We start from the raw sequence: 21,426 nt of genomic DNA on the forward strand, positions 1-21,426 counted from the left end.
GGTCTATCAAAGAAGTTTCTAGCCCGCGCCCCATTGCCGAGCGGGCTCAACCCAGACGCCTTCGGGCGTGATCCGAGTTCCAACGACAAAGCGTTCAACCCCAATCGCTGCCTCAAACGCCGCCGCATAGGCTGGGTCAATATCATCGGCCAGTGCAAACCGATCGCAATCGGTCCTTTGCACCAGATAAAGCATGATCGCCCGATGGCCCTGTACGGCCATCTTTGCCAGTTCGCCCAAATGTTTGGTGCCGCGTGCGGTGACGCTGTCGGGAAACTCGGCGAGGCCCGCTTGGCGTGAGAGGGTGACGCTTTTGACCTCGACATAAGCATCGGGTAGGCCCGGCCCGGTCAGTAGGAAATCGATACGGCTGTTTTCACCGTATTTGACCTCGGGGCGCACGGTTTCATAGGCGGCCAGCTCGGGGATTTCACGCGCCTCGAGCGCCACCCGAAGCGCCTTGTTGGGGACTGATGTGTCGACCCCTGTGAAATGCCCGTTCTCATGATCGACCAGCCGCCAGCCGTATTTCAGCTTTTTCTTCGGATCGTCGTTGGGCTCCAGCCAGATTTTCTCACCCGGTTCTGCCAGCCCCATCATTGAGCCCGGATTGGCGCAATGGGCTGTCACCTCGCGCCCGTCTTCCAGCCTGCAGTCTGCCAGAAAGCGTTTGTAGCGGCGGATCAGTCGAGCGGGGACAAGGGGGGTTTCAAATCGCATGGCCAAGGGCCTATACCTGCCCTAACGGTCGATCAAGAGGGAGGGCGCGTCATGGCCAATCCAACCGCTGCAATGTTGGTGATCGGGGATGAGATCCTTTCGGGCCGCACCCGCGATGCCAATATGCATTATCTGGCTGGAGAGCTGACCAAACACGGCATTGACCTGAAAGAGGTGCGCATTGTCAGCGATGATGCACCCGCGATTGAGGCAGCCGTAAGGGCGCTATCAGAGGCCCATGACCATGTGTTTACCAGTGGTGGTATTGGTCCGACCCATGACGACATCACCGCTGACTGCATCGCCCGTGCCTTTGGCGTGCATATCGATGTTCGCGACGACGCGCGTGCATTGCTTGAGGCGCATTACGAGAAATCCGGGCTGGAGCTGAACGACGCTCGCCTGCGCATGGCGCGTATTCCGGAAGGGGCCGAATTGATCGACAACCCGGTCTCGACCGCGCCCGGCTTTACCATCAACAACGTCCATGTCATGGCCGGGGTGCCTTTGGTTTTTCAGGCCATGGTTGCGAGTGTTCTGCCTTCGCTCATCGGAGGTAGCCCGCTTTTGTCGCAGACGCTGCGTGTGGATCGGGGTGAAGGCGATATTGCAGCAACTTTGGCCGCACTGGCCAAAGACTTCGGCGATCTTTCGATCGGCTGTTATCCGTTTCAGACGAATGGCGTCTTCGGAGCCAACGTCGTCGTGCGCGGCACCGAGGGTGGACGGATCGATGCCGCCATGACCCGCCTTGCGAAAGAGATCGAGCTTTGAATCCCGATTGGGCCGCTGTTGTCGATGGCACATGGCCTGCCGCCGACTATCAAACGCAAGGCCCATTTCGACTGCGGCAAGGACAGGGCGGAGGTTCACGCGTTTCTGCCGCCAATCGCACCGGGGACGTCACCAGCGCCGATATCGATGCGGCCGAAAGCGCCATGCAGGTGATGGGTCAAAAACGCATCTTCTGCCTGCGGCCCGGAGATGAGGCGCTGGATGCAATGCTTGCGCAACGCGGCTACGACATCCTTGATCCGGTTAATATCTATTCCTGCCCGGCGCAGCAGTTGACCGATATCCCGATCCCGCGCGTGACTGTTTTCAACATCTGGGAACCGCTGGCCATCATGCGTGAGATCTGGGCGCAGGGCGGTATCGGCCCCGAACGGATTGCGATCATGTACCGGGCACCGGGCCCAAAGACCGGCCTTTTGTTGCGCCACAGCGATCAGCCCGCAGGAACCGGCTTCGTGGCGATCCATGAAGGTATCGCGATGGTTCACGCGCTGGAAATCCTACCGGATCACCGCCGCAAGGGGTTGGGCCAGTGGGCCATGCGCGCCGCGGCCTTTTGGGCGCTGGACAATGGCGCGCAGACGCTTAGCGTGATCTGTACCAAGGCGAACGCGGGGGCCAATGGCCTCTACCACTCGCTTGGGATGAAGATCGTCGGAGAATACCACTATCGCCAGCGCGTCTGAGGAGGACGAATTGACCAAACAGGACATGCCCACTGCCCTGGATCTGCCAATGGTGGACCCACTACCGTCAGAGACGCAGAAATACTTTGATATCTGTGTTGAGAAACTGGGAATGGTGCCGAATGTCCTGCGCGCCTATGCCTTCGATATCGACAAGCTGAATGCCTTCACTTCGATGTATAATGATCTGATGCTGGCCGATAGCGGGCTGACCAAGCTGGAACGCGAGATGATTGCGGTCGTGGTGTCCTCGATCAACAAATGCTTCTACTGCCTCGTGGCTCATGGCGCTGCGGTGCGGCAGCTTTCGGGCGATCCGCAGCTGGGTGAGATGCTGGTCATGAACTACCGCGTCGCCAAATTGGACGCGCGCCAACGTGCAATGCTGGATTTCGCAGCCAAGATGACCACCGCCAGCACCACAATCGAAGAGCCCGATCGCCAGCTTTTACGTGATGTCGGGTTTTCGGATCGCGATATCTGGGACATTGCCAATGTCACTGGTTTCTTCAATATGACCAACCGCGTGGCCAGTGCCACTGCCATGGTCCCGAACCCCGAGTATCACGCACAGTTCCGATGATCCGTTTCCTGTTCCTTAGCCTCCTTTTGGCCGTGCCTGTGCAGGCGCAGGAACTGACGTTGCCCGCCAGCGCCCGGCAGATTTCGGATCGCACCAGTGCATTGGACAGCTACGACCTGCCAACCGGCGTGTTTGCCGACGGCGCAGTTCCATCCCGCACTGTCGAAGGGCGTGTCGAGCGGCTAACATGGCGTCTGCAGGCCGGGTCTAGCACGACGCTGCAAATTCTTGCACCGCTTCGGGATCAGCTTCAGGCGCAAGGTTTCGAGATCACGTTTGAATGCGAGGCACGCAATTGTGGAGGGTTCGATTTCCGCTTTGGCACCGAAGTGGTGCCGACGCCTGACATGTATGTGGCGATCCACGATTACCGTTTTCTATCCGCCTCCCGCGGTGACGAAGTGCTGAGCCTGCTGGTCAGCCGCAACCCGCCGGATGGCTATGTGCAGATGATCCGGGTAACCCCGCAAGGTACGCAGCCTGCGCAGCCACTTGTGATCGAGGAAACCGTTGAGGGCCCTGCCGGGTTGCTAAACGATCTCAGCAGTACCGGACATGTCATCCTTGATGACCTGCACTTTCGCACCGGCGAAGTCGCGCTGGGCGAAGGGCCGTTTGCCTCGCTTGCGCTGCTTGCGGGATATCTGGCCGACAATCCTTCGACCCGTTTGGCGCTGGTAGGGCACACGGATGATACGGGCGCATTGCAGGCCAATATTGCGGTCAGCACCAAACGGGCGGAAGCCGTGCGTGCGCGCCTGATCGAAGCGCACGGTGTTGCCGCCGACCGGATCGAGGCGCAGGGCGTAGGCTATCTTGCGCCCATCACCTCTAACGCTACGCCCGAGGGCCGCGATCTCAATCGCCGGGTCGAGGCGGTGTTGCTGGTCAACTAACAGGCGCGAGCACCGCGGACGCCCTGTGTCCCCCTTGCCCTGATGGCGCGGCCTGATGCACACTTGCAGCTAATCGGTGCGTCTGTCTTGCCATCAGGCCTGTTGGCAGGCAGTCCCACCAGTCACCATGCTTTGGGAGGAATGCGTCATGGCATCCAAAACCGAAGATACCACTCCGCCGGATAACACGGTCCCACAGCAATCCATGCCCGAGGTTAACAGGCTGACGGCCGAGGATATTACCGCATCGCTGAAGGCCGGGTTTTCCGACTTCCTCGCACACCCGGTCATGAGCGGCTTTTTCGGCCTGTTCTACGCAGTTTTCGGCATCCTGTTCGTTTGGTGCCTGGTCGGGCTTGGCAATATCTGGATGATCATTCCTGCCGCCGTAGGCTTTCCGCTGGTTGCCCCATTTGCGGCCGCCGGGCTTTATGAAATGTCCCGCCGGTTGCAGAAAGGGGAAAGCTTCGGTTGGTCCGAAATCCTCAGCGTCATGGCACATCAGCGCAAACGCGAAATGGGTTGGATGGCCTTTGTCACCCTGTTCATTTTCTGGGTATGGACCTACCAAATCCGCCTTTGGCTGGCGATCATCCTGCAAAAGGCGTCCTTCTCGGATTTCGAAGGGTTCATGAACACCATCTTCTTCACATCGCAAGGCTGGATCTTTCTAGCGGTCGGCACCTGTATCGGCGCTTTTTTGTCGGCGGTCCTGTTCTCGGTGACTGTGGTGGCCATGCCCATGCTTCTGGATCGGGAAACCAACTTTGTTTCCGCCATGCTCACTTCCATTCGCGTGGTCGCTGAAAGCCCGGTGGTAATGCTCAGTTGGGCGGCGATCATCTCGGTTACCATGCTGTTGTCGCTGGTTCCGGCGTTTCTGGGGCTGATTTTCACGCTGCCGATCCTGGGCCACACCACGTGGCACCTGTATCAGCGGGCCGTATCACCAGAGACTAACTGATGCATCGCTAGACAAAAAAAGACCCGTGCCATTCAGCACGGGCCGTTTAGGTGCCACAGGGAGAATTCTACCAATCCATCGGACCCTTTTCAGCAAAGGACTCGACAAGAAAATCAATGAACGCCCGCACCTTGGGCTGGGTGAACCGGCCCGGCGGGTAGACCGCATAGACGCCCTGAACCTCATCCGGTAGCGATGGCATGGCGTCTACCACCTCGCCCGATTTCAGTGCTTCGGCATATAGATAGCTGGGCAGATGCGCGATCCCAAGCCCCGAGATCGCGGCGTTCAGAAGCGACTGCCCATCATTTACGCTCAGCCAGCCAGCAGTGCGGACCTGACGCTTCTCGCCCGAAGGCGCCGTCAGCTTCCACACGCTGCCCGAGGATTGGCTGGAGTAATGCAGCAGTTTGTGTTCGTTCAGATCGTCGATCTTCTGCGGGCGTCCGAACTGCTCGATATATCTCGGCGACGCGACCATGCGTTTCACTGTTTCGGTCAGCTTACGGGCGCGCAGCGTGCTGTCTTCCAGCTCGCCAATGCGCACGGCCACGTCAAAGCCTTCGGAAATCAGCTCAACATAGCGGTTGTTCAGAACCATGTTCACGGTGATGTCCGGATAGGCCGACAGGAAGTCCGACAGGACCGGCGACAGGTGATTGACGCCAAAATCTGTCGCCACAGAGATCCGCAGCAGACCAGAAGGCGCAGACTGCATCGAAGTCACCAGCGCATCCGCTTCGCCTGCGTCGTTCAGCACGCGACGGGCGCGATCATAATAGGCCAACCCGATCTCGGTTGGCGAAACCCGGCGCGTTGTCCGGTTCAAAAGCCTTGCCCCCAACCGCGCCTCGAGGCTCGAGACGTGTTTAGACACGGCTGATTTGGAGATGCCCATTTTCTTGGCCGCGTCGGTGAAACCACCCTGGTCCACCACGTTGGAAAAGGCCTCCATTTCAGTTAGTCGATCCATTCTCGTTCCCCAGGTCTTCCGTTCGTTGTCTCTTTATCGCGATCAATCTGGGCAAGAACTGGGCAGACATGGGATAATATCAGGGTTTTGAATCGGATCGTTTGCAACTAGGAAACGCCCGGGCCTATATGCCGCGGACCATGCCTTTCGATACAAAACCCCGTTTTCTGGACTTTTTTCCAATCGTGCTATGATGAGAATGGCATTTTTGTGACCACGGAGGAGACTATGAAAGCCCTATTTGCTGTCATTACCCTGTGTCTGACCGCCAGCCTTGCGTGGGCCGGAGGGGAAACACCATCGAATCCAGATGCGAAGGTCTATTTCGTCAACCTGTCTGACGGTGACACCGTGCAATCACCTGTGACCGTAGTCTTTGGCCTCAGCGGCATGGGCGTTGCCCCCGCTGGAACCGAGAAGGAAAATACAGGGCACCATCACCTCCTGATTGATCGCCCACCACTTGGGCAGGGAGAAGACGGTGCGGACGAACTGTCATACGGTCTGCCCGCAGACGACAATCACATTCATTTCGGTGGCGGTCAGACCGAGGTGACTTTGGAATTTGCTCCGGGTGAGCATACTTTGCAGCTGGTGCTTGGGGATGCAGGCCACGTCCCTCATGCGACGCCCATTGTGTCCGAGGTGATTACGATCACTGTAGAGTAACAATTCACCTTCGCCGCAAAACACGATTATGCGTCGGCAGGCAGCAGGAATATATCGCGCGCAAGCTGCATGTTGAGACGTTCCGCAGAATACCATTGGTTGAGTACTGACTTGGCCATCAGGTCGGAATTTTCCTGTGCGAAACTCTTAAAGTCAGTAGCTTGCGTGTTGGCCAGCCGCTCTGCGATCAGGCTCATGAATGCGTAGGTGATTGTCAGATTGAACTTGTCCGGTGCGCCTGCGTTCGCTGCTAACGTGCGAATTCCCTTGGCGTAGATCGCTGCGGCATCGATGAAATCATACTTGCGTAGCAGGTCATAAGCGACTTGCACATGTTCGGCGTGTCCGAACGTTGCGTTGTCGATTGCGTGTGCTTCAAATGCGATGGTGACGTCGGCGTATCGCGATGCGCTCATTCTTCATCCTCCTTGAAACGGTGGCTGTCTTCAGCTGTCCAATCGAAGTCGTAGACACTTTTGAGTTGTTTGATCTTCTTCAGCGTCTCTTCAGAGAAGGCTGGCTTGTTCTCAAAGCTGTGCAGCGCGATGCCCTCAATCAGGTCGCCAAGGGTCATGTCCAGCGATTCTGCCAGCCCTTTGAGAACTTTCAGAAGCCGCTTCTCGATTCGAATTCCTGTTTGGGTGCGTTCTATTTTCTGACTCATGTGGTACATATGTATATTGATAACAATTGAGTCAAGGAAAACGAAAAAAGCCGCCTCTTCCGGGGCGGCTTTCTCCAGCGCACTGGCATTACAACGTCAGAACGCTGCCGCCAGACGTGTGCCCTGATTGATCGCACGTTTGGCGTCCAGCTCAGCTGCCACATCTGCGCCACCAATCACATGCGGGGTCATTCCACGTTCGATCAGCTCATCCGCCAGCGACCGGTCCGAGACTTGCCCGGCACATAGGACGATCGACTCGGCTGCGATGACGGTTGGATCATCGCGGGTTTCGCCAAAGCTGACATGCAGGCCGTCCTCGTCGATGCGCTCATAATTCACACCACCAACGAAACTGACGTCCTTCATCTTTAATGTCGCGCGGTGGATCCAGCCCGTTGTCTTTCCCAGCCCCTTGCCGTGACGCTGTGCCTTGCGCTGCAGCAGCGTGACCTGCCGTGCTGGTGCTTCGGGCTGCGGGCCCTCGGGGGCCAGGCCCGAGCGGTGTTCTGCGGGGTCGGTCACGCCCCATTCCTTCATCCACAATGGAAGGTCCGTGGTTGGGCTGTGACCGTCTTCCAGCAGGAATTCGGAGACATCGAACCCGATGCCTCCAGCCCCGATCACGGCGACGGTGCTGCCGACCTCGGCCTTGTCGCGCAGCACGTCGATGTAGCTGAGCACATTGTCCCGATCCTGGCCGGGAATCTGTGGATCACGAGGAGTGACACCGGTGGCGATGACCACCTCATCATAACCGATCAGATCATCTGCGCTGACTTCGCGGTTCAGTTCGACCGTCACGCCTAGGTCGTCCATCATGGTGCGATACCAGTCGACCAGTCCCCAGAACTCTTCTTTCCCTGGCACCTGTTTGGCCATGTTCAACTGCCCGCCTATCTCGGCGGCGCGATCAAACAGGGTTACATCATGGCCGCGCTGGGCAGCTGTCATCGCGGTGGACAAACCTGCAGGGCCAGCGCCGACAACGGCCACTGTCTTGCGTGTCTCGGCCTTGCCGATCACCAATTCGGTCTCATGACAGGCGCGCGGATTGACCAGGCATGAGGTCAGCTTGCCGCTGAAAGTGTGGTCCAGACAGGCCTGATTGCATGCGATACACGGCGCGATCTTCGCGGCCTCATCCGCAATCGCCTTGTTCACGAAATCCGCGTCGGCCAGCATGGGCCGCGCCAGAGACACCATATCGGCGCAACCGGTCGATAGAACTTCTTCGGCAACCTCAGGCGTGTTGATCCGGTTCGAGGTGATCACCGGGATGCCGACCTTACCCATCAGCTTCTTGGTAACCCACGCAAACGCTGCACGGGGAACGCTGGTAGCAATCGTCGGAATCCGCGCCTCATGCCAACCGATACCGGTGTTGATGATCGTTGCCCCGGCCTGCTCAATCCGCTGCGCAAGTTCAACGACTTCGTCATGGGTCGACCCATTGGGCACAAGATCAATCATCGAAAGGCGATAGATGATGATGAAATCGCTCCCCACGGCTTCCCGCGTGCGGCGCACCACCTCGATAGGCAGACGCATCCTGTTCTCGTATGACCCACCCCAGCGATCCTCGCGCTTGTTGGTGTGGGTCACGAGGAACTGGTTCAGGAAATACCCCTCGGAGCCCATGATCTCGACCCCGTCATAGCCCGCCTTCTGGGCCAGAACAGCCGCGTTGACGATGTCGCTGATTTGCTTCTCGATACCCTCTTCGTCCAACTCATGCGGCGGAAACGGAGAAATTGGGGATTTCACCGGGCTGGGGGCCACGCATTTCGGACCATAGGCATAGCGCCCCGCATGCAGAATCTGCATCGCGATCTTGCCGCCTGCCTCATGCACACGTTTGGTCACAATGGAATGGTTCGCCACCTCTTCATCATTGGTCATCATCGAGGCCCCGGGCAGCACCGAGCCCTCAAGGTTCGGGCCAATCCCACCCGTCACCATCAAAGCAACACCACCGCGCGCGCGATCCGCGTAGAACTCGGCGACACGGATCCAGTCGCCGGTCTCTTCCAGACCGGTATGCATCGAGCCCATCAGCACGCGGTTCTTCAACGTGGTAAAACCCAGATCCAGCGGGGCCAACATGTTTGGGTACGCAGTCATGGCAAACTCTCCCTCCCGACTTTGACCGTCAGATTGACCTTCGCGTCACCTTTGTCACGCGAAACCTAACGTCATTCCCTTTGCCTTTACTGCGGCGCTTGCTAGAGACGCAGCAAAGCTTAATCACGAGGCCGCGCATGACCCCTGATGAAATCGCCAAACTGCCCTATCGCCCCTGCGTGGGACTGATGTTGATGAATGCCGAGGGTCTGATCTTTGTCGGTCAGCGCAATGATCGCCACAAGGACGCCTGGCAGATGCCTCAGGGCGGCGTGGACAAGGGCGAAGACCCTTGCGATGCGGCCCTGCGCGAGCTTTGGGAAGAAACTGGAGTGACCGCTGATCTTGTGGAAATCATCGCCGAGACCGACGGCTGGCTGCCCTATGACCTACCGCATGACATTGTGCCGAAAATCTGGAAGGGCCGGTATCGCGGGCAGGAGCAGAAATGGTACCTGATGCGGTTTCTGGGCCGGGATGATCAGATCGACATCGCCACCGAGCACCCCGAGTTCACCCATTGGAAATGGCAGACCACGACGCGGCTGGTCGATGAGATCGTGCCGTTCAAAAAGGACGTCTACCAGCAGGTGCTTTCTGCGTTTCAGCCGCATCTCGGGTAGTTCGGGTTAGGAACCAAGCGCCGTAATCACCGCTTTGGCCAGCGGCAGCGGGGAATAACCGGTATCGGACGGTGTAAGCCCCAATCGCACGATCACCAGATCACGCGAAGGGAATATCCCGACCGATTGCCCATCGTGTCCGGCCATCCAGACCGCATCTTCGAACGGGGGTTCTCCACCCGGCACGTCGCGCCACAAGTGACCTTTGGCATATGCCCCGCCCGAGACAGCAACCGGTTCGAACATCCAGTCAGTGAACCCTTCGGGCAGAATTTGCTGCCCGTCCCATGTGCCGCCCTGCAGCAGGAATTGCCCATATCGTGCCCAATCCCGCGCTGTGGCGTACATATAGCTTGAGCCGACAAAGGTGTCAGAAACATCAGTTTCAAGTATGGCCGAGGTCATGCCCAGTGGCAGCAGGAGTGCGCGCTGCGGATAGGACAAGCTGTCATCTTTGACCTGATCCTGCCAGACCCGCGCCAAGACGGTGGATGTGCCCGACGAATAGTTGAATTCAGTATTTGGCTCAGCCTCGGCCTCAAGCGAAGTGACAAACCCCGCCATGTCGTCGCTCAGATATAACATCCGAGTCACGTCCGAGACGTCACCATAGCCTTCGTTCCATCGCAGGCCGCTGGACATGGTCAACATATCCTCGACGGTAATGTGTTGCCGGTTGTCCTCTGCCCAATCGGGAAATGAGTCGACCAGTGTATCCGTCAAATTCATCTGACCGGATTTTATCAGCGTTCCAATCAATCCAGAGGTTATGGTTTTGGTCATTGACCAGCCCAGAAGAGGGGTATTTTCGTCGAATCCATCCGCATAAGCCTCACCAATGATCCGGCCATCATGCACCACAACTACGGCGCGGAAGCCCTCTCCCAGAATGGTCGGGTCCGACAGAACCATTGCCAATTTGGAGTTCTGCGCTGGGGCCACTGTGGTGCCTTCCGGCCAAAGTGCATCAGACAGCGCGGGCAGAGTGTTTAGCTGGGCGTTGACCGGTTGGGCCTCATGCGTATTCGCACATCCAAGCCCCTCGCGATATTGGCTGGTCGCAGGGGCGAAGATCCCGAGTAGCTTTGCAGATACTGATTGCGCCTCGGGGTCTACCGAGACCGAGACGTGTTTCAGCAACGGATGCCCGGGCGCCTGCACATCAACCGCCAGTACCTCCTGCGCATCCCGCCCGGCGATGAACACGTTAGAACAGACGATCTTGGCCGAATAGTTGGTCCCGACTCGCAACAGGTCGGGCGGAGAGATCAGCAGGTACCCAACGCCGGCCACAAGCCCCAACGCCAATGTTCCTGCGGTGATCCTGAGTGCTCTGCCCAACATGAATTGGCTCCCCCCTTACATCCAAAAAAAGGGTAGCCATCCCGAAATGTGACGCACCAGCGTTACGTTGCGTTTCGCGGGATCAGAGCAATCCCTCAGCCCGCAGCAATTCCTGCATATTCGCCTCGGGCCGGGGGCCGATATGGCTGATGACTTCGCGTGCGCAGACGTTGCCAATTTTTGCGCAGGTCTCGTAATCGCGGCCCGTCGCCATGCCGAACAGGAATCCGGCGGCGAATTGATCGCCCGCGCCGGTCGCGTCCACCGGTACGACCTTTTCAACCGGTACATCGATGCGCGCGTTGCCGTTCAGAACAGTCACCCCGTCGCCCGACCGGGTGCAAACGACCAGAGGGCAAATCTCGGCCGTTTTCGCCAGCGCCTCCTCAAGATCGTCGGTTTCGAACAGCGATTTGATCTCGGCCTCGTTGCCGATTACAAAATCCAGCTCATTCTCGATCAGCAGCAGGAAATCGACCCGGTGCCGTTCTACACAGAACGGGTCAGAAATGGCGATGCCCGCCTTGCCGCCACCCTTATGGCAGTTGCGCGCGGCTTCAAGGAACGCGGCTTTGCCCTTTTCCTTGTCGAACAGATAGCCCTCGAGGAACATGATCTGGCTGTTGCCCGCGACGTCTTCCGAGACATCCCGAGAAGACAGCTCGGACGAAATACCCAGATAGGTGTTCATCGACCGCTCGCCATCTGGTGAGACAAAGATCATTGAACGCGAGGTCGGCAGCTCGCCCCCCGGCACCGGCGGGTTCACGAAATCCACCCCGTCTTCGTTCATCGCATCCGCATAGAACCGCCCCAGCGCATCATCATGCACCCGCCCGATAAACGCCGAATCCAGACCCAGCGCACCCGCACCCGCAATGGTATTGGCAACCGAGCCGCCCGGCGTCTGCACCCGGCCTTCCATCGAGGCATACAGTACCTCGCCGCGCTCCTGTTCGATCAGCTGCATGATGCCCTTTTCGATGCCCATCAGCTCAAGGAAACTGTCATCGGCTTGGGAAATCACGTCCACAACGGCGTTTCCGATGCCGGTCAGTTGGTAGGTTTTCATAGAGTCTTGTCCTCAAATTCGCAGAGATCGCGGATGATACAGGTCGGGCACTGCGGTTTGCGTGCCTTGCAGTGATAGCGGCCATGCAGGATCAGCCAGTGATGCGCATGCAGCTGAAAGTCGGTCGGTATGTTGTCTTCGATGGCGCGTTCGACGGCGTCCACATTCTTGCCCGGGCAGATGCCGGTGCGGTTGCCGACGCGAAAGATATGCGTGTCCACGGCCTGCGCCGGATATCGCCACCACATGTTTAGGACAACATTGGCTGTCTTGCGCCCCACACCCGGTAGCGATTGAAGCGCCGCGCGGGAGTTGGGCACCTCACCGCCATAGTCTTCGACCAGAATGCGACTCAGCTTGATTACGTTCTTGGCCTTCTGGCGGAACAGGCCGATGGTCTTGATATGTTCGATCAGACCTTCTTCGCCCAGATCCAGCATCTTCTGTGGCGTGTCGGCGATCTTGAATAGCGCGCGCGTAGCCTTGTTGACGCCGGCATCGGTCGCCTGCGCTGACAGTGCGACGGCAACGACCAGAGTATAGACGTTTACATGCTCCAACTCGCCCTTGGGTTCAGGGTCGGCGTCGTGAAAACGCGTAAAGATCTCGCGGATCTTGTGGTATCCGATTTGTTTGGCCATCCGAGCCTTAATGCCCTGCCAGACAAGCGGTCGCAATTGAAAAGGTGCGTTTTGATTTTGCCTAGGCGCGGGTCTTGGTCGATTTATCCCTATGCCTCACTTCTGCAGTCGGAAATCCACCCCCGCCGTTGCAAGTTGATCCCTGATCCCCTGCCACCGGTTCGGATCAGCCGCCAGAACGGCTGCCGAATTGATCTGAACCCGGTATCCTCGATTGAGCGCGCCCTGCGCGGTCTTATTCACGCAATGACACCCGTCCAACCCTGTCAGAACCAGCGTTCCGATCCGTTTGTCTTGCAGGAACCGTTCAAAGCCCGGCGAAGAAAAGGCGTCACCTACGGATTTTACAAACTCGGCATCGGGATTCAGCGCAAGACGCGGATCCAACCCAACTCCGTCGGAACCTGCGTTGCCGCGCCCCTGATTGAACCACCCGTTCAGCAAGTTCGCCAGCCGTCCCTTGAATTCATGACGGATGGCAATCACGGACCAGTCAGACTGGCGGGCGCTGTCCGTCGTTGACCGGATCGTCGACAAGGCACCCTCAATTTGCGCGTCATCCCAGGTGGGTATCGAGGTAAAATCTGTTTGCATATCGATCACCAGCAGCGCCGTTTCAGGCCGCGATGCCAGGTCTATTTTGGCTCCGGTTGTCGGAGTGCCAATCTTTCGGATTTGCAAGAGGATGTACAACACGGCGATCATGATGCTTGCCGCCATTATCCAAAGGACGGTCATGTCAGGCTTCCTTGGCGAGTTCTGCGAAATAGCGGGTCAGGGCCAGCTGAACCTTGTGATAGGCGACAAGCTCTGACGCAGAAAAATCCTGTGCAAAGCGTGTCAGCTTGGCCATCTCATCCGCTCTGATTGCCGTGATCGTCTCTTCGCCCGCAGGGCTCAGCCGGTAGCAGTAGGTGCCTGCACGTTTGGGATTGGGCTGGCTTTCGATCAGCTGTGCGCCCATCAGCTCTTTTAAGATGCGCGAGACATATTGTCGTTTCAGCTGCAACTCGGCGCATAGCACCGGGGCGGTCGCGCCGGGAGATAGCGACAGACCTTCCAAAAGGGCACGTTGCCCGACGGTCACGCCTTTGCGCTGGCTGCCCTGCTCAACTGCTGCCGTGATGTTCCGCAGCAAAGGCCGGGTGGCCTGAACTGCCTGATAAAGCTGATCCAACCTGTGTCCCATACCTGAATGGTAGGAGAAATCGATTTGATTCGTCAACTCAGTTGACAAGATAAAGCGCAGGTTCCGGGTCGCAAGATCGACAGGGGCAAGTTACTGTTCCTGTAACTGATGAGGTGACCGATGAACGTCCAGACAGCAGAAAGCGGATATCATTATAACGTCATGCGGCGCGCGATCGAATTAATCGATCAAGGCGGAGAGAGTCTCAGTCTTGATGAGTTGGCTCGCCAGATGGATATGAGCCCTGCCCACTTTCAGCGTCTGTTCTCACGCTGGACCGGGGTCTCTCCGAAGCGATACCAGCAATACCTGACTCTCGGCCATGCCAAAGCTCTGTTGCACGAGCGTTTCACCACGCTGGAAACCGCTCATAATGTGGGGCTGTCCGGCAGTGGGCGGCTGCATGACCTGTTCCTGAAATGGGAATCCATGAGCCCCGGTGAATATGCCCGCAAAGGCGCAGGTCTCACGATCTACTGGGGCTGGTTCGAATGCCCCTTTGGCCCTGCGCTGGTTATGGGAACTGACAAGGGAATCTGTGGAATCGCCTTTGGGGCCGAGACAGGCGAGGAGGCGGCGATGGAAGACATGATCTCTCGTTGGCCCAATGCTGATTTTGTCGAGGACCCGATGCGCCTGCGGCCTTGGGTGCTCAGCGCCTTCGGTGCGGCCAGCGACCGGTTGGAGCCGACCCCGCTCTACTTGATCGGCTCACCACTGCAGATCAAGGTATGGGAAGCGCTGATGCACATCCCCTCGGGGCAGGTCACCACCTATTCCGAGATCGCGCAGCGGGTCGGCTCACCCCAAGCGGTGCGCGCCGTGGGCACCGCAGTTGGGCGGAACCCGGTCAGTTGGCTGATCCCCTGCCACCGTGCCTTGCGCAAATCGGGCGGCTTGGGCGGCTACCACTGGGGACTGCCCGTCAAACGCGCCATGCTGGCCTATGAGGCGGCGCAGGCCGACGCCTGATTGACATTCTGGCGCGTCGTTGCCATATGCACGGCAGGTTCGGGTCCCCTGCCGTTCGCGGCCTTAGGCTTTGGTGAAACCCGATTGAATCACATCTGTTGCCCTTTCCAGGCGCGCGGATGGCAATGCGAACCCCGTCCAGATTTCGCGCCCGTTTCAGGAAACGAGGCACACCATGACACATATTCAGAACATCGCTCCGGTTGCGGAGCTGAAAGAGCAGGCAAAACGCCTGCGCAAACGCCTGCAGGACGCCGGAGTGAAGCTATCACATAGCGAGGCGCTGGAACTGTTGGCGCATCAACTCGGTGCGCGGGATTGGAACACGTTGCACGCGATGGCAGGAAATCGAGTGCAGTTGCGCGTTGGTGACCGGGTTGAGGGTCGATATCTGGGTCAGCCCTTCACCGCCGAAATCCGCGGTCTGACCATGATTGGGGATGGCGGACATCGCCGGGTGACCCTGCAGTTCGACGTGCCCGTAGATGTGGTCCGGTTCGACAGTTTTTCCGCCCTTCGCCAGCGGGTGACAGGTGAGATTGGCTGGGATGGTCGATCCACCCGCCACACGTCGGACGGAGAGCCGCAGCTTATCGTCCGACCTGCCTAAGAAACAAAGCGAGGCACCCTTAGGGTGCCTCACATTTTGATAGCACCAAGATTGACTATTCGGCGGCCCAACCGCCAACGGCCTTGACCTCAAGGAAGTCCTCCAGTCCCCAAACCCCGCCTTCGCGGCCATTGCCGGACTGTTTCATCCCACCAAACGGGGACCCAGCGCTGCGCGACTGGCCGTTCATCTCAACCATGCCCGACCGCAAGACGCGAGCCATTCGGTTGGCGCGTGCACTGTCTTGGGTCTGAACATAATTGGTCAGCCCGTAAGGTGTGTCATTGGCAATCTCGATGGCTTCTTCTTCGGTGTCGAAGGGGATCATAGTCAGAACCGGGCCAAAGATCTCCTCGCGCGCGATCGTCATCTGGTTATTGGCATCGGCAAAAACCGTTGGGCGCACATAATAGCCCTTGTTCAGCCCCTCTGGCCGACCCGTGCCGCCTGCAACCAGACGCGCGCCCTCATCAATTCCTTTCTGGATCAGGTCCTGAATTTTGGTCCACTGCACTTCGTTCACCACCGGTCCGATATGTCGGCCTTCCTCGGTGGCACTGCCGACGGTGACCTTGTTTGCCACTTCGGCGGCTGTCTCAACCGCCTGATCATAGATCGGACGCTGCACCAGCATCCGGCTGGGCGCGTTACAGCTTTGACCGGTGTTGTTCATCATGTGCAGGACGCCGCGTTTCACCGCCTTTTCGTCGGCATCGGCGAAGACCACATTGGCCCCTTTGCCGCCCAGTTCCAGATGCACTTTCTTCAGTGTATCCGCCGCATTCTTGGAAATCGCCGTGCCCGCGCGGGTCGAACCGGTGAAGCTGACCATATCAACATCTGCGTGCCCCGAGAGCTGAGAGCCCACGCCCACGCCATCGCCATTTACCAGGTTGAAAACACCAGCCGGGAAACCAGCCTCATCCATCATCTCAGCAAAGATCATCGCGTTCAGCGGGCTTTGCTCGGACGGTTTCAGCACCATCGTGCAGCCCGCAATCGCGGCGGCCCCGACTTTGAGCGTGACCTGATTCATCGGCCAATTCCATGGGGTGATCAGGGCTGCCACACCCACCGCCTCATAGATGATCCGGTCATTCGGCGCATGATCGCCCAGTGGGCGTTCGAATTGGAACGCCTTGGCGGCACGGATGAAGTTTTTTAAGTGATAGATCCCCGCGCCCGATTGCTGGCTGCGCGCCATATCGATCGGTGCACCCATCTCCATCGACATCGCCTGGGCCAGATCCTCTGAGCGGGTGGCGTAAATATCGACCAGTTTCTCTACCAAAGCGATGCGCTCGTCCACCGGGGTTGCCATCCAACCAGGCAGAGCAGCTTTGGCCGCGGCGACCGCTGCGTTAGTGTCAGCCTCTGACCCCAATGAGATCACCGCGCATGGTTCTTCGGTCGACGGGTCGATCACTTCGAAATCATTCGGCTCTGATGGGGCGACCCATTTGCCGTTGATATAGAAATCGCGTTTTTCGATCATGGCTCATCCTCCGGATCAGGAATCAATCGACCGAACGGTCGGTTTTCATTCGCACTCTGTCACCCACCCGGGTGTCGGGCAAGGGTAAAACATAATTTGATCAAATTATCTACCTACTGAATCTTCTGACAGCGCAACATGAATGGTTTAACCTCTGCGCAAAGTGATTAGGTTGGCAGCAATCGACTCGCGATTTTTCACAGGAAAGGAGTTTCCCAATGGGTTTGCGCATCAATGATACGGTCCCGAATTTCACCGCAGAGACAGATCAGGGCACCGTCCAGTTTCATGACTGGATTGGCGATAGCTGGGCCATCCTGTTCTCACACCCCAAGGACTTCACTCCTGTTTGCACGACCGAGTTTTCGGCAGTTGCGCAGCTGAACGATGAATGGGCGGCGCGGAACACCAAAGTGATCGGCGTGTCGGTCGATGGTGTCGAAGATCATAAGAAGTGGAAAAAAGATATCGAGGCCTATGGCAACGCCAACCCCGGCTTCCCGATCATCGCCGATGACGGTCTGGCTGTGTCCAAAGCCTTCGACATGCTGCCGGCCGAGGCCTATCTGCCCGACGGCCGCACGCCTGCCGACAGCGCAACTGTACGCTCTGTCTTTATCATCGGACCCGATAAGCAGTTGAAACTGTCCATGACCTACCCGATGACCGTGGGCCGCAACTTTGCCGAGATTCTGCGTGCGCTGGATGGCCTGCAGATGAGCGCCAAGGGCGTGGCAACCCCCGCAAATTGGGTGCCGGGTGAGGATGTGATCATTCCACCTGCGGTCTCCAACGATGAGGCAAAAGAGAAGTTCGGCGAGTTCGAGACCATCTTCCCCTATCTGCGCAAAACCAAAGCGCCGTCGTAAACGGATCAACGGGCAGGGGGCGAAAGCCCCTGCCTTTTTCTAGTGCGCAAACGCCGAGGTTGCGCCGCAAGGGGCAGATAGCTCCGGGCGCAGCATCTGCACTTCGTACGGTTTCAGAACCGGCAGCACCGTATCACCATAGCCGCCTGTGTCGGAATGAAGCTCGGGGAACAGCTCGAATAGTTCCTCCTTCACTGCACTGCTCATCGCGTCCAGCGTATATCCGCCGGGATAAAACGATTCCGACCACAATCCTTCGACATTCACCAGCTCATGCTGGTCGAATAGAATGTGAATGTACTCGACGCCCCCGCTTGGCGGTACTTGCGTGATAGACTTGCCGTTGAGCAGAGACTTGGCCGTCGCCAACATCATCGGGTGACTATGATGCAGTTCCAACGAAGGTGAGGACACGACAACCCGATGCTGAGGTGACAGCAGCAGATCTCGCGATGGTGTCTGCGGCCCAAGACTGCCCGCACTGATCCGGATCGGGCAATGCTTAGGGGTCTGTCTCAGATCCGCCTCACTCAGCCGTCGCTGACCCACCCAGCGCACGGCCCGACCGGTGCCATCTGCGGTGATCACATGATCGCCTGCTTTGACTTCTTCGATCAGACGCTGGCCCGACGGTGTCAGAATATGTGACCCCGAAGTAAAGCAGACAAAGCTGGGAAGGTTATCATATTCGACCGCAGGTGCAGTACTCTGGGCCAGTGAGTTGCCTGTCAGTACATCGTTAACGGCAACGTTTCCCGAGGTCACAACGATGTATTGCGTACCCGAGAATTGCAGCAGTGTGTAGGTGACCGGTGCACCTCCGACCGTCGCGCTGTAGCCTTCAAATATCTGAAAGCTGCCGGAGCTGCTCAGCCCGGGGATTGGGAGGGTATCGAACTGTTGGCTGCCGTTGTTGTCCGGATTTTCGAGAAAATTATCATCATCAGTAATGGTGACCTGAAACCCCTGGGTCACCGTCACACTGGGGTTGCCAAACGGATCTCCGTCGATCTCAAAGATGGTGATAGAGGCCAAAGCGCGGCGACGTCCCAGATGATTTGGATTTCCTTAACTTTGAGCTAACTCAACTTAGAAGTGTTAACATATCGTTTACCGTGACGCGCAGGGCTCGAAAGCGGCACTGATCGAAAAAGGCAGATTGGCTATGGTTGGATCGACTGTGGGCACGCCTGCCGAGGCGGTGGTTGGGATCGGATACGTCAGTTGAACGCGGTCTCGCTGCCAAAGGATTGTATCTTCTGATGGAAACTGAAAGCCGCGCTGACTGCGCTGACCAGGCGAAACATTGCCATGATGTTCGATACCACAGAGGCTGCGTATCTCGAGGCGATTAACTGGGATTCGATTTTGGGCGTCGAAAGGTTGCGTTGAAGGCAACCGTGACGCGGCTTTCTATACTTTGGTTTGGGTGGACCCAATGGGTCAGATAGGATGGAAAAAGGATCATTTCGCCGGCTGCCGGGCGCAGCTTCTTTTTGTTCCGAAACGCACTCGCCTGAAGTATGCGCCAGTGAGGCAACTCGTTTCGGGGGTCGAGAAACTCAATCATTCCAGACGAACCTTCTTCGATCTCGGGTTGAGAAACATAGTACACTCCAGACCAATGCGCGCCGGGATGAGTATGCGGCGCATTGTACCCGCCGGAAGGATTGTCGTTTATCCACCCGAACAGTTTCAGGCGAAGTTTATCCGGTTCAACCTTGTCTGAGACCTTTCGCGTTATTTGAAACACCGCATCTTCGGCCGCGTCTCGCAAATTCTGAATAGCGGGCGTATCGCGATCAAAGAGGTTTCCGTTTGAGTGCCATCCGCCGCGATTGGATTTTGAGGCACCCTCGTCTTCCTCACGCATCTTTTCGGCCTCAAACAGAATCGCCGCATTAAGCGCTGCACTGTTAGGCACCACAAATCGCATCATTGGAGTAGAGAAGAGCTTTTCGAATTTCTTGGCTTCGGGCATATCCTCGGTGTCACCTTCAAAAACTACATGGCTGTAAATTCAGATCGGTCCGAGATCAAATTCAGGAATTTGCTCCTGAAAAATTTTTCGGCGCTCTCCAAATCCACGTTCCCGCACATTGCGCGCATTACCCAGTACCGTTGAGGATATAGTTCTTTGGTTCAAGTCTGGCCTAACCAACCTAAGTTATATTCCCATCGCAAAGCGCCGATGTTTTAGTTCAATTGGCAATTCCTTTGAGGATGGGAACATGAACAAGAAAACTATCGGTCTGACATCAACTTTCGTTCTGATGGCCACCACGGCGCTTTCGCAAACCACCAAGCAAGACATCATCGACGAACTCACAGAACAAGGTTTCCAACGAATCGAAATAACCAACACGCTGTTTGGGAACCTTCGCTTTGAAGCGACTGGACCTGGAATCGAGAGAGAAGTGGTGCTGGGGAAAGACGGAACCATCGTTCGGGATCGTTCAGAGCGAGACGATGAGTTCGACGATGAGGAAGATGACGACGAAGATTTTGATGACGAAGATGACGACGAAGATGACGACGAAGGATTTGATGACGAAGGTGACGATGACGAAGGCGATGGGGAAAACGATAGCGAAGGCGACGATGGTGAACGCGACAGCGAAGGCGACGATGGTGAGCGCGACAGCGAAGGTGACGATGGCGAGCGCGATAGCGAAGGCGACGATGGCGAACGCGATAGCGAAGGCGATGACGGCGAACGCGATAGCGAAGGCGACGATGGCGAGCGCGACGGTGAAGGTGACGATGGCGAAGGGGATGACGAAGGCGACGATGATTAATTCAGCTTCCAACTTGAGCCCAAGCGAGATTGGGGTTTGAACAAATGGTTTAAAAAAGAAGCCATGTTCAAAGCGGGGATCGCTGTATATGCGATCTCTGCTTTGACGTTTGTGATCGAATTGATTGGCGAAATAACAGGGTACTACATTTTTTCCGCGAGTTGGGTGGTCCATGAAATCACGGCTCTCATCACCCTATTTGGGTTTATTCTTGGGGGGCTTTTGATTTGGCAAAGCCACAGGCTGTTTTTGCGACGTCACCAAGAAGTCAAACAGAACCTGCGAAAGGCTCAAGGCGAGTTTTTTCGGATGCTGGAACTACAGTTCGACCGTTGGGGCCTTAGTGCTGCGGAACGAGATGTTGCACTGCTCACCGTAAAGGGCCTGTCCCTCGCAGAAATAGCTAAACTGCGCGAGACCAGCGAGGGGACAATCAAGTCCCAGAACAATTCAATCTACAAAAAAGCTAAGGTCAAATCGAGGACGCAACTGTTAGGCGCGCTCATAGAAGAGCTTTTGATCGAAGAAAAGAAATAAACCAAGAAACGATCGGATATCGTCGTAAATTCATTCATTTATCGGCAATGAGTAGAAAAGAACGCCCAAGTAGATGCCTCGGGCCTGTAAAGCCAACGTTTTAAGTGGTTGCGAGGCTCTGTTTCAGGGCAATGCACTCAGCGATTAAAACTGTATCCTCATCTAAATTGAAGCCTACCCCAGCACCAGCTGATGATCGGCA

General features: G+C 57.1%; 25 protein-coding genes. 12 read left to right on the top strand and 13 right to left on the bottom strand.

The window, feature by feature from the left end; genetic code table 11:
* Nucleotides 1-18: 18 nt before the first annotated feature.
* Nucleotides 19-720, bottom strand: coding sequence for a DNA/RNA nuclease SfsA (gene sfsA, locus ACR0CZ_RS00500; protein ID WP_170394782.1), 702 nt, complete (start codon nucleotides 718-720; stop codon nucleotides 19-21).
* Between the two features lie 51 nt (nucleotides 721-771).
* Here sfsA and ACR0CZ_RS00505 point away from each other — a divergent pair, with 51 nt between their 5' ends.
* The 5 genes from ACR0CZ_RS00505 (at nucleotide 772) to ACR0CZ_RS00525 (ending at nucleotide 4,644) form a co-directional block, all read left to right on the top strand.
* Complete coding sequence (locus ACR0CZ_RS00505) at nucleotides 772-1,494, top strand: molybdopterin-binding protein (protein WP_170394779.1); 723 nt, start codon at nucleotides 772-774, stop codon at nucleotides 1,492-1,494.
* Nucleotides 1,491-2,201 (top strand): GNAT family N-acetyltransferase, encoded by a 711-nt coding sequence (locus tag ACR0CZ_RS00510; protein ID WP_480537146.1) that lies wholly within the window; start codon nucleotides 1,491-1,493, stop codon nucleotides 2,199-2,201. Before ACR0CZ_RS00505 ends, ACR0CZ_RS00510 begins: the two co-directional genes overlap by 4 nt.
* Before the next feature lie 10 nt (nucleotides 2,202-2,211).
* The gene (locus ACR0CZ_RS00515) at nucleotides 2,212-2,784 is read left to right on the top strand and encodes a peroxidase-related enzyme (RefSeq protein WP_170394773.1); all 573 of its coding nucleotides are present in this window, start codon (nucleotides 2,212-2,214) and stop codon (nucleotides 2,782-2,784) included.
* Nucleotides 2,781-3,680, top strand: a complete 900-nt coding sequence (locus ACR0CZ_RS00520; RefSeq protein ID WP_170394770.1) for an OmpA family protein — start codon at nucleotides 2,781-2,783, stop codon at nucleotides 3,678-3,680. The genes ACR0CZ_RS00515 and ACR0CZ_RS00520 overlap by 4 nt, the downstream gene beginning before the upstream one ends.
* Nucleotides 3,681-3,828: 148 nt before the next feature.
* Nucleotides 3,829-4,644 (top strand): DUF2189 domain-containing protein, encoded by an 816-nt coding sequence (locus ACR0CZ_RS00525; RefSeq protein WP_170394768.1) that lies wholly within the window; start codon nucleotides 3,829-3,831, stop codon nucleotides 4,642-4,644.
* Between the two features lie 67 nt (nucleotides 4,645-4,711).
* On the opposite strand, the gene ACR0CZ_RS00530 is transcribed toward ACR0CZ_RS00525, so the two are convergent.
* Entirely contained in the window at nucleotides 4,712-5,617 is a 906-nt protein-coding gene (locus ACR0CZ_RS00530) for a LysR family transcriptional regulator (protein ID WP_170394766.1), read from the bottom strand.
* Nucleotides 5,618-5,845: 228 nt separating this feature from the next.
* Here ACR0CZ_RS00530 and ACR0CZ_RS00535 point away from each other — a divergent pair, with 228 nt between their 5' ends.
* The gene (locus ACR0CZ_RS00535) at nucleotides 5,846-6,286 is read left to right on the top strand and encodes a DUF4399 domain-containing protein (protein ID WP_170466618.1); all 441 of its coding nucleotides are present in this window, start codon (nucleotides 5,846-5,848) and stop codon (nucleotides 6,284-6,286) included.
* Between the two features lie 26 nt (nucleotides 6,287-6,312).
* Here the strand turns inward: ACR0CZ_RS00535 and ACR0CZ_RS00540 are convergent, their stop codons facing one another.
* From ACR0CZ_RS00540 to ACR0CZ_RS00550, 3 genes are all read right to left on the bottom strand, one after another.
* Nucleotides 6,313-6,702: a hypothetical protein gene (locus ACR0CZ_RS00540; RefSeq protein WP_170466614.1), complete on the bottom strand. Its 390-nt coding sequence runs from the start codon at nucleotides 6,700-6,702 to the stop codon at nucleotides 6,313-6,315.
* Nucleotides 6,699-6,950, bottom strand: a complete 252-nt coding sequence (locus ACR0CZ_RS00545) for a hypothetical protein (protein ID WP_170394756.1) — start codon at nucleotides 6,948-6,950, stop codon at nucleotides 6,699-6,701. Before ACR0CZ_RS00545 ends, ACR0CZ_RS00540 begins: the two co-directional genes overlap by 4 nt.
* 96 nt (nucleotides 6,951-7,046) lie before the next feature.
* Nucleotides 7,047-9,074 (bottom strand): NADPH-dependent 2,4-dienoyl-CoA reductase, encoded by a 2,028-nt coding sequence (locus tag ACR0CZ_RS00550; protein WP_170394753.1) that lies wholly within the window; start codon nucleotides 9,072-9,074, stop codon nucleotides 7,047-7,049.
* Nucleotides 9,075-9,211: 137 nt separating this feature from the next.
* Between ACR0CZ_RS00550 and ACR0CZ_RS00555 the strand changes: the two genes are divergently transcribed.
* Nucleotides 9,212-9,697: an RNA pyrophosphohydrolase gene (locus tag ACR0CZ_RS00555; protein ID WP_170394750.1), complete on the top strand. Its 486-nt coding sequence runs from the start codon at nucleotides 9,212-9,214 to the stop codon at nucleotides 9,695-9,697.
* 6 nt (nucleotides 9,698-9,703) lie between these two features.
* Here the strand turns inward: ACR0CZ_RS00555 and ACR0CZ_RS00560 are convergent, their stop codons facing one another.
* The 5 genes from ACR0CZ_RS00560 to ACR0CZ_RS00580 form a co-directional block, all read right to left on the bottom strand.
* Complete coding sequence (locus ACR0CZ_RS00560; protein ID WP_170466611.1) at nucleotides 9,704-11,041, bottom strand: serine hydrolase domain-containing protein; 1,338 nt, start codon at nucleotides 11,039-11,041, stop codon at nucleotides 9,704-9,706.
* A gap of 82 nt (nucleotides 11,042-11,123) precedes the next feature.
* The gene (locus ACR0CZ_RS00565; protein ID WP_170466608.1) at nucleotides 11,124-12,113 is read right to left on the bottom strand and encodes an adenosine kinase; all 990 of its coding nucleotides are present in this window, start codon (nucleotides 12,111-12,113) and stop codon (nucleotides 11,124-11,126) included.
* On the bottom strand, nucleotides 12,110-12,754 hold the full coding sequence (gene nth / locus ACR0CZ_RS00570) for an endonuclease III (RefSeq protein WP_170466604.1): 645 nt from the start codon (nucleotides 12,752-12,754) through the stop codon (nucleotides 12,110-12,112). The genes ACR0CZ_RS00565 and nth overlap by 4 nt, the downstream gene beginning before the upstream one ends.
* A gap of 96 nt (nucleotides 12,755-12,850) precedes the next feature.
* Entirely contained in the window at nucleotides 12,851-13,492 is a 642-nt protein-coding gene (locus ACR0CZ_RS00575) for a cysteine hydrolase family protein (protein WP_170426129.1), read from the bottom strand.
* 1 nt (nucleotide 13,493) lies between these two features.
* Nucleotides 13,494-13,943, bottom strand: a complete 450-nt coding sequence (locus tag ACR0CZ_RS00580; protein ID WP_170394734.1) for a MarR family winged helix-turn-helix transcriptional regulator — start codon at nucleotides 13,941-13,943, stop codon at nucleotides 13,494-13,496.
* 120 nt (nucleotides 13,944-14,063) lie between these two features.
* Here ACR0CZ_RS00580 and ACR0CZ_RS00585 point away from each other — a divergent pair, with 120 nt between their 5' ends.
* On the top strand, nucleotides 14,064-14,915 hold the full coding sequence (locus tag ACR0CZ_RS00585; RefSeq protein ID WP_170394731.1) for a bifunctional helix-turn-helix domain-containing protein/methylated-DNA--[protein]-cysteine S-methyltransferase: 852 nt from the start codon (nucleotides 14,064-14,066) through the stop codon (nucleotides 14,913-14,915).
* Between the two features lie 175 nt (nucleotides 14,916-15,090).
* Nucleotides 15,091-15,525, top strand: coding sequence for a glyoxalase superfamily protein (locus ACR0CZ_RS00590; RefSeq protein ID WP_170466602.1), 435 nt, complete (start codon nucleotides 15,091-15,093; stop codon nucleotides 15,523-15,525).
* A 55-nt stretch (nucleotides 15,526-15,580) separates the two neighbouring features.
* On the opposite strand, the gene ACR0CZ_RS00595 is transcribed toward ACR0CZ_RS00590, so the two are convergent.
* Nucleotides 15,581-17,020 carry an aldehyde dehydrogenase family protein gene (locus ACR0CZ_RS00595; protein ID WP_480537145.1) on the bottom strand — a complete coding sequence of 480 codons (1,440 nt, stop codon included), beginning with the start codon at nucleotides 17,018-17,020 and terminating at the stop codon, nucleotides 15,581-15,583.
* A gap of 218 nt (nucleotides 17,021-17,238) precedes the next feature.
* Here ACR0CZ_RS00595 and ACR0CZ_RS00600 point away from each other — a divergent pair, with 218 nt between their 5' ends.
* Nucleotides 17,239-17,889, top strand: coding sequence for a peroxiredoxin (locus ACR0CZ_RS00600; RefSeq protein WP_170408508.1), 651 nt, complete (start codon nucleotides 17,239-17,241; stop codon nucleotides 17,887-17,889).
* Nucleotides 17,890-17,928: 39 nt separating this feature from the next.
* On the opposite strand, the gene ACR0CZ_RS00605 is transcribed toward ACR0CZ_RS00600, so the two are convergent.
* Together ACR0CZ_RS00605 and ACR0CZ_RS00610 are read right to left on the bottom strand one after the other, a co-directional pair.
* Nucleotides 17,929-18,924 (bottom strand): Hint domain-containing protein, encoded by a 996-nt coding sequence (locus tag ACR0CZ_RS00605; RefSeq protein WP_170394719.1) that lies wholly within the window; start codon nucleotides 18,922-18,924, stop codon nucleotides 17,929-17,931.
* 316 nt (nucleotides 18,925-19,240) lie between these two features.
* A complete protein-coding gene (locus tag ACR0CZ_RS00610) occupies nucleotides 19,241-19,870 on the bottom strand; it encodes a TIGR02466 family protein (protein WP_170394716.1) in 630 nt (209 codons plus the stop codon).
* Nucleotides 19,871-20,120: 250 nt separating this feature from the next.
* Between ACR0CZ_RS00610 and ACR0CZ_RS00615 the strand changes: the two genes are divergently transcribed.
* Both ACR0CZ_RS00615 and ACR0CZ_RS00620 read left to right on the top strand, forming a co-directional pair.
* Nucleotides 20,121-20,687 carry a hypothetical protein gene (locus ACR0CZ_RS00615; protein WP_170466591.1) on the top strand — a complete coding sequence of 189 codons (567 nt, stop codon included), beginning with the start codon at nucleotides 20,121-20,123 and terminating at the stop codon, nucleotides 20,685-20,687.
* A 36-nt stretch (nucleotides 20,688-20,723) separates the two neighbouring features.
* The gene (locus ACR0CZ_RS00620; protein ID WP_170394711.1) at nucleotides 20,724-21,224 is read left to right on the top strand and encodes a helix-turn-helix transcriptional regulator; all 501 of its coding nucleotides are present in this window, start codon (nucleotides 20,724-20,726) and stop codon (nucleotides 21,222-21,224) included.
* The last annotated feature ends 202 nt before the right edge of the window (nucleotides 21,225-21,426 follow it).

The sequence above is a fragment of the Ruegeria sp. H9 genome (genome assembly GCF_056532915.1).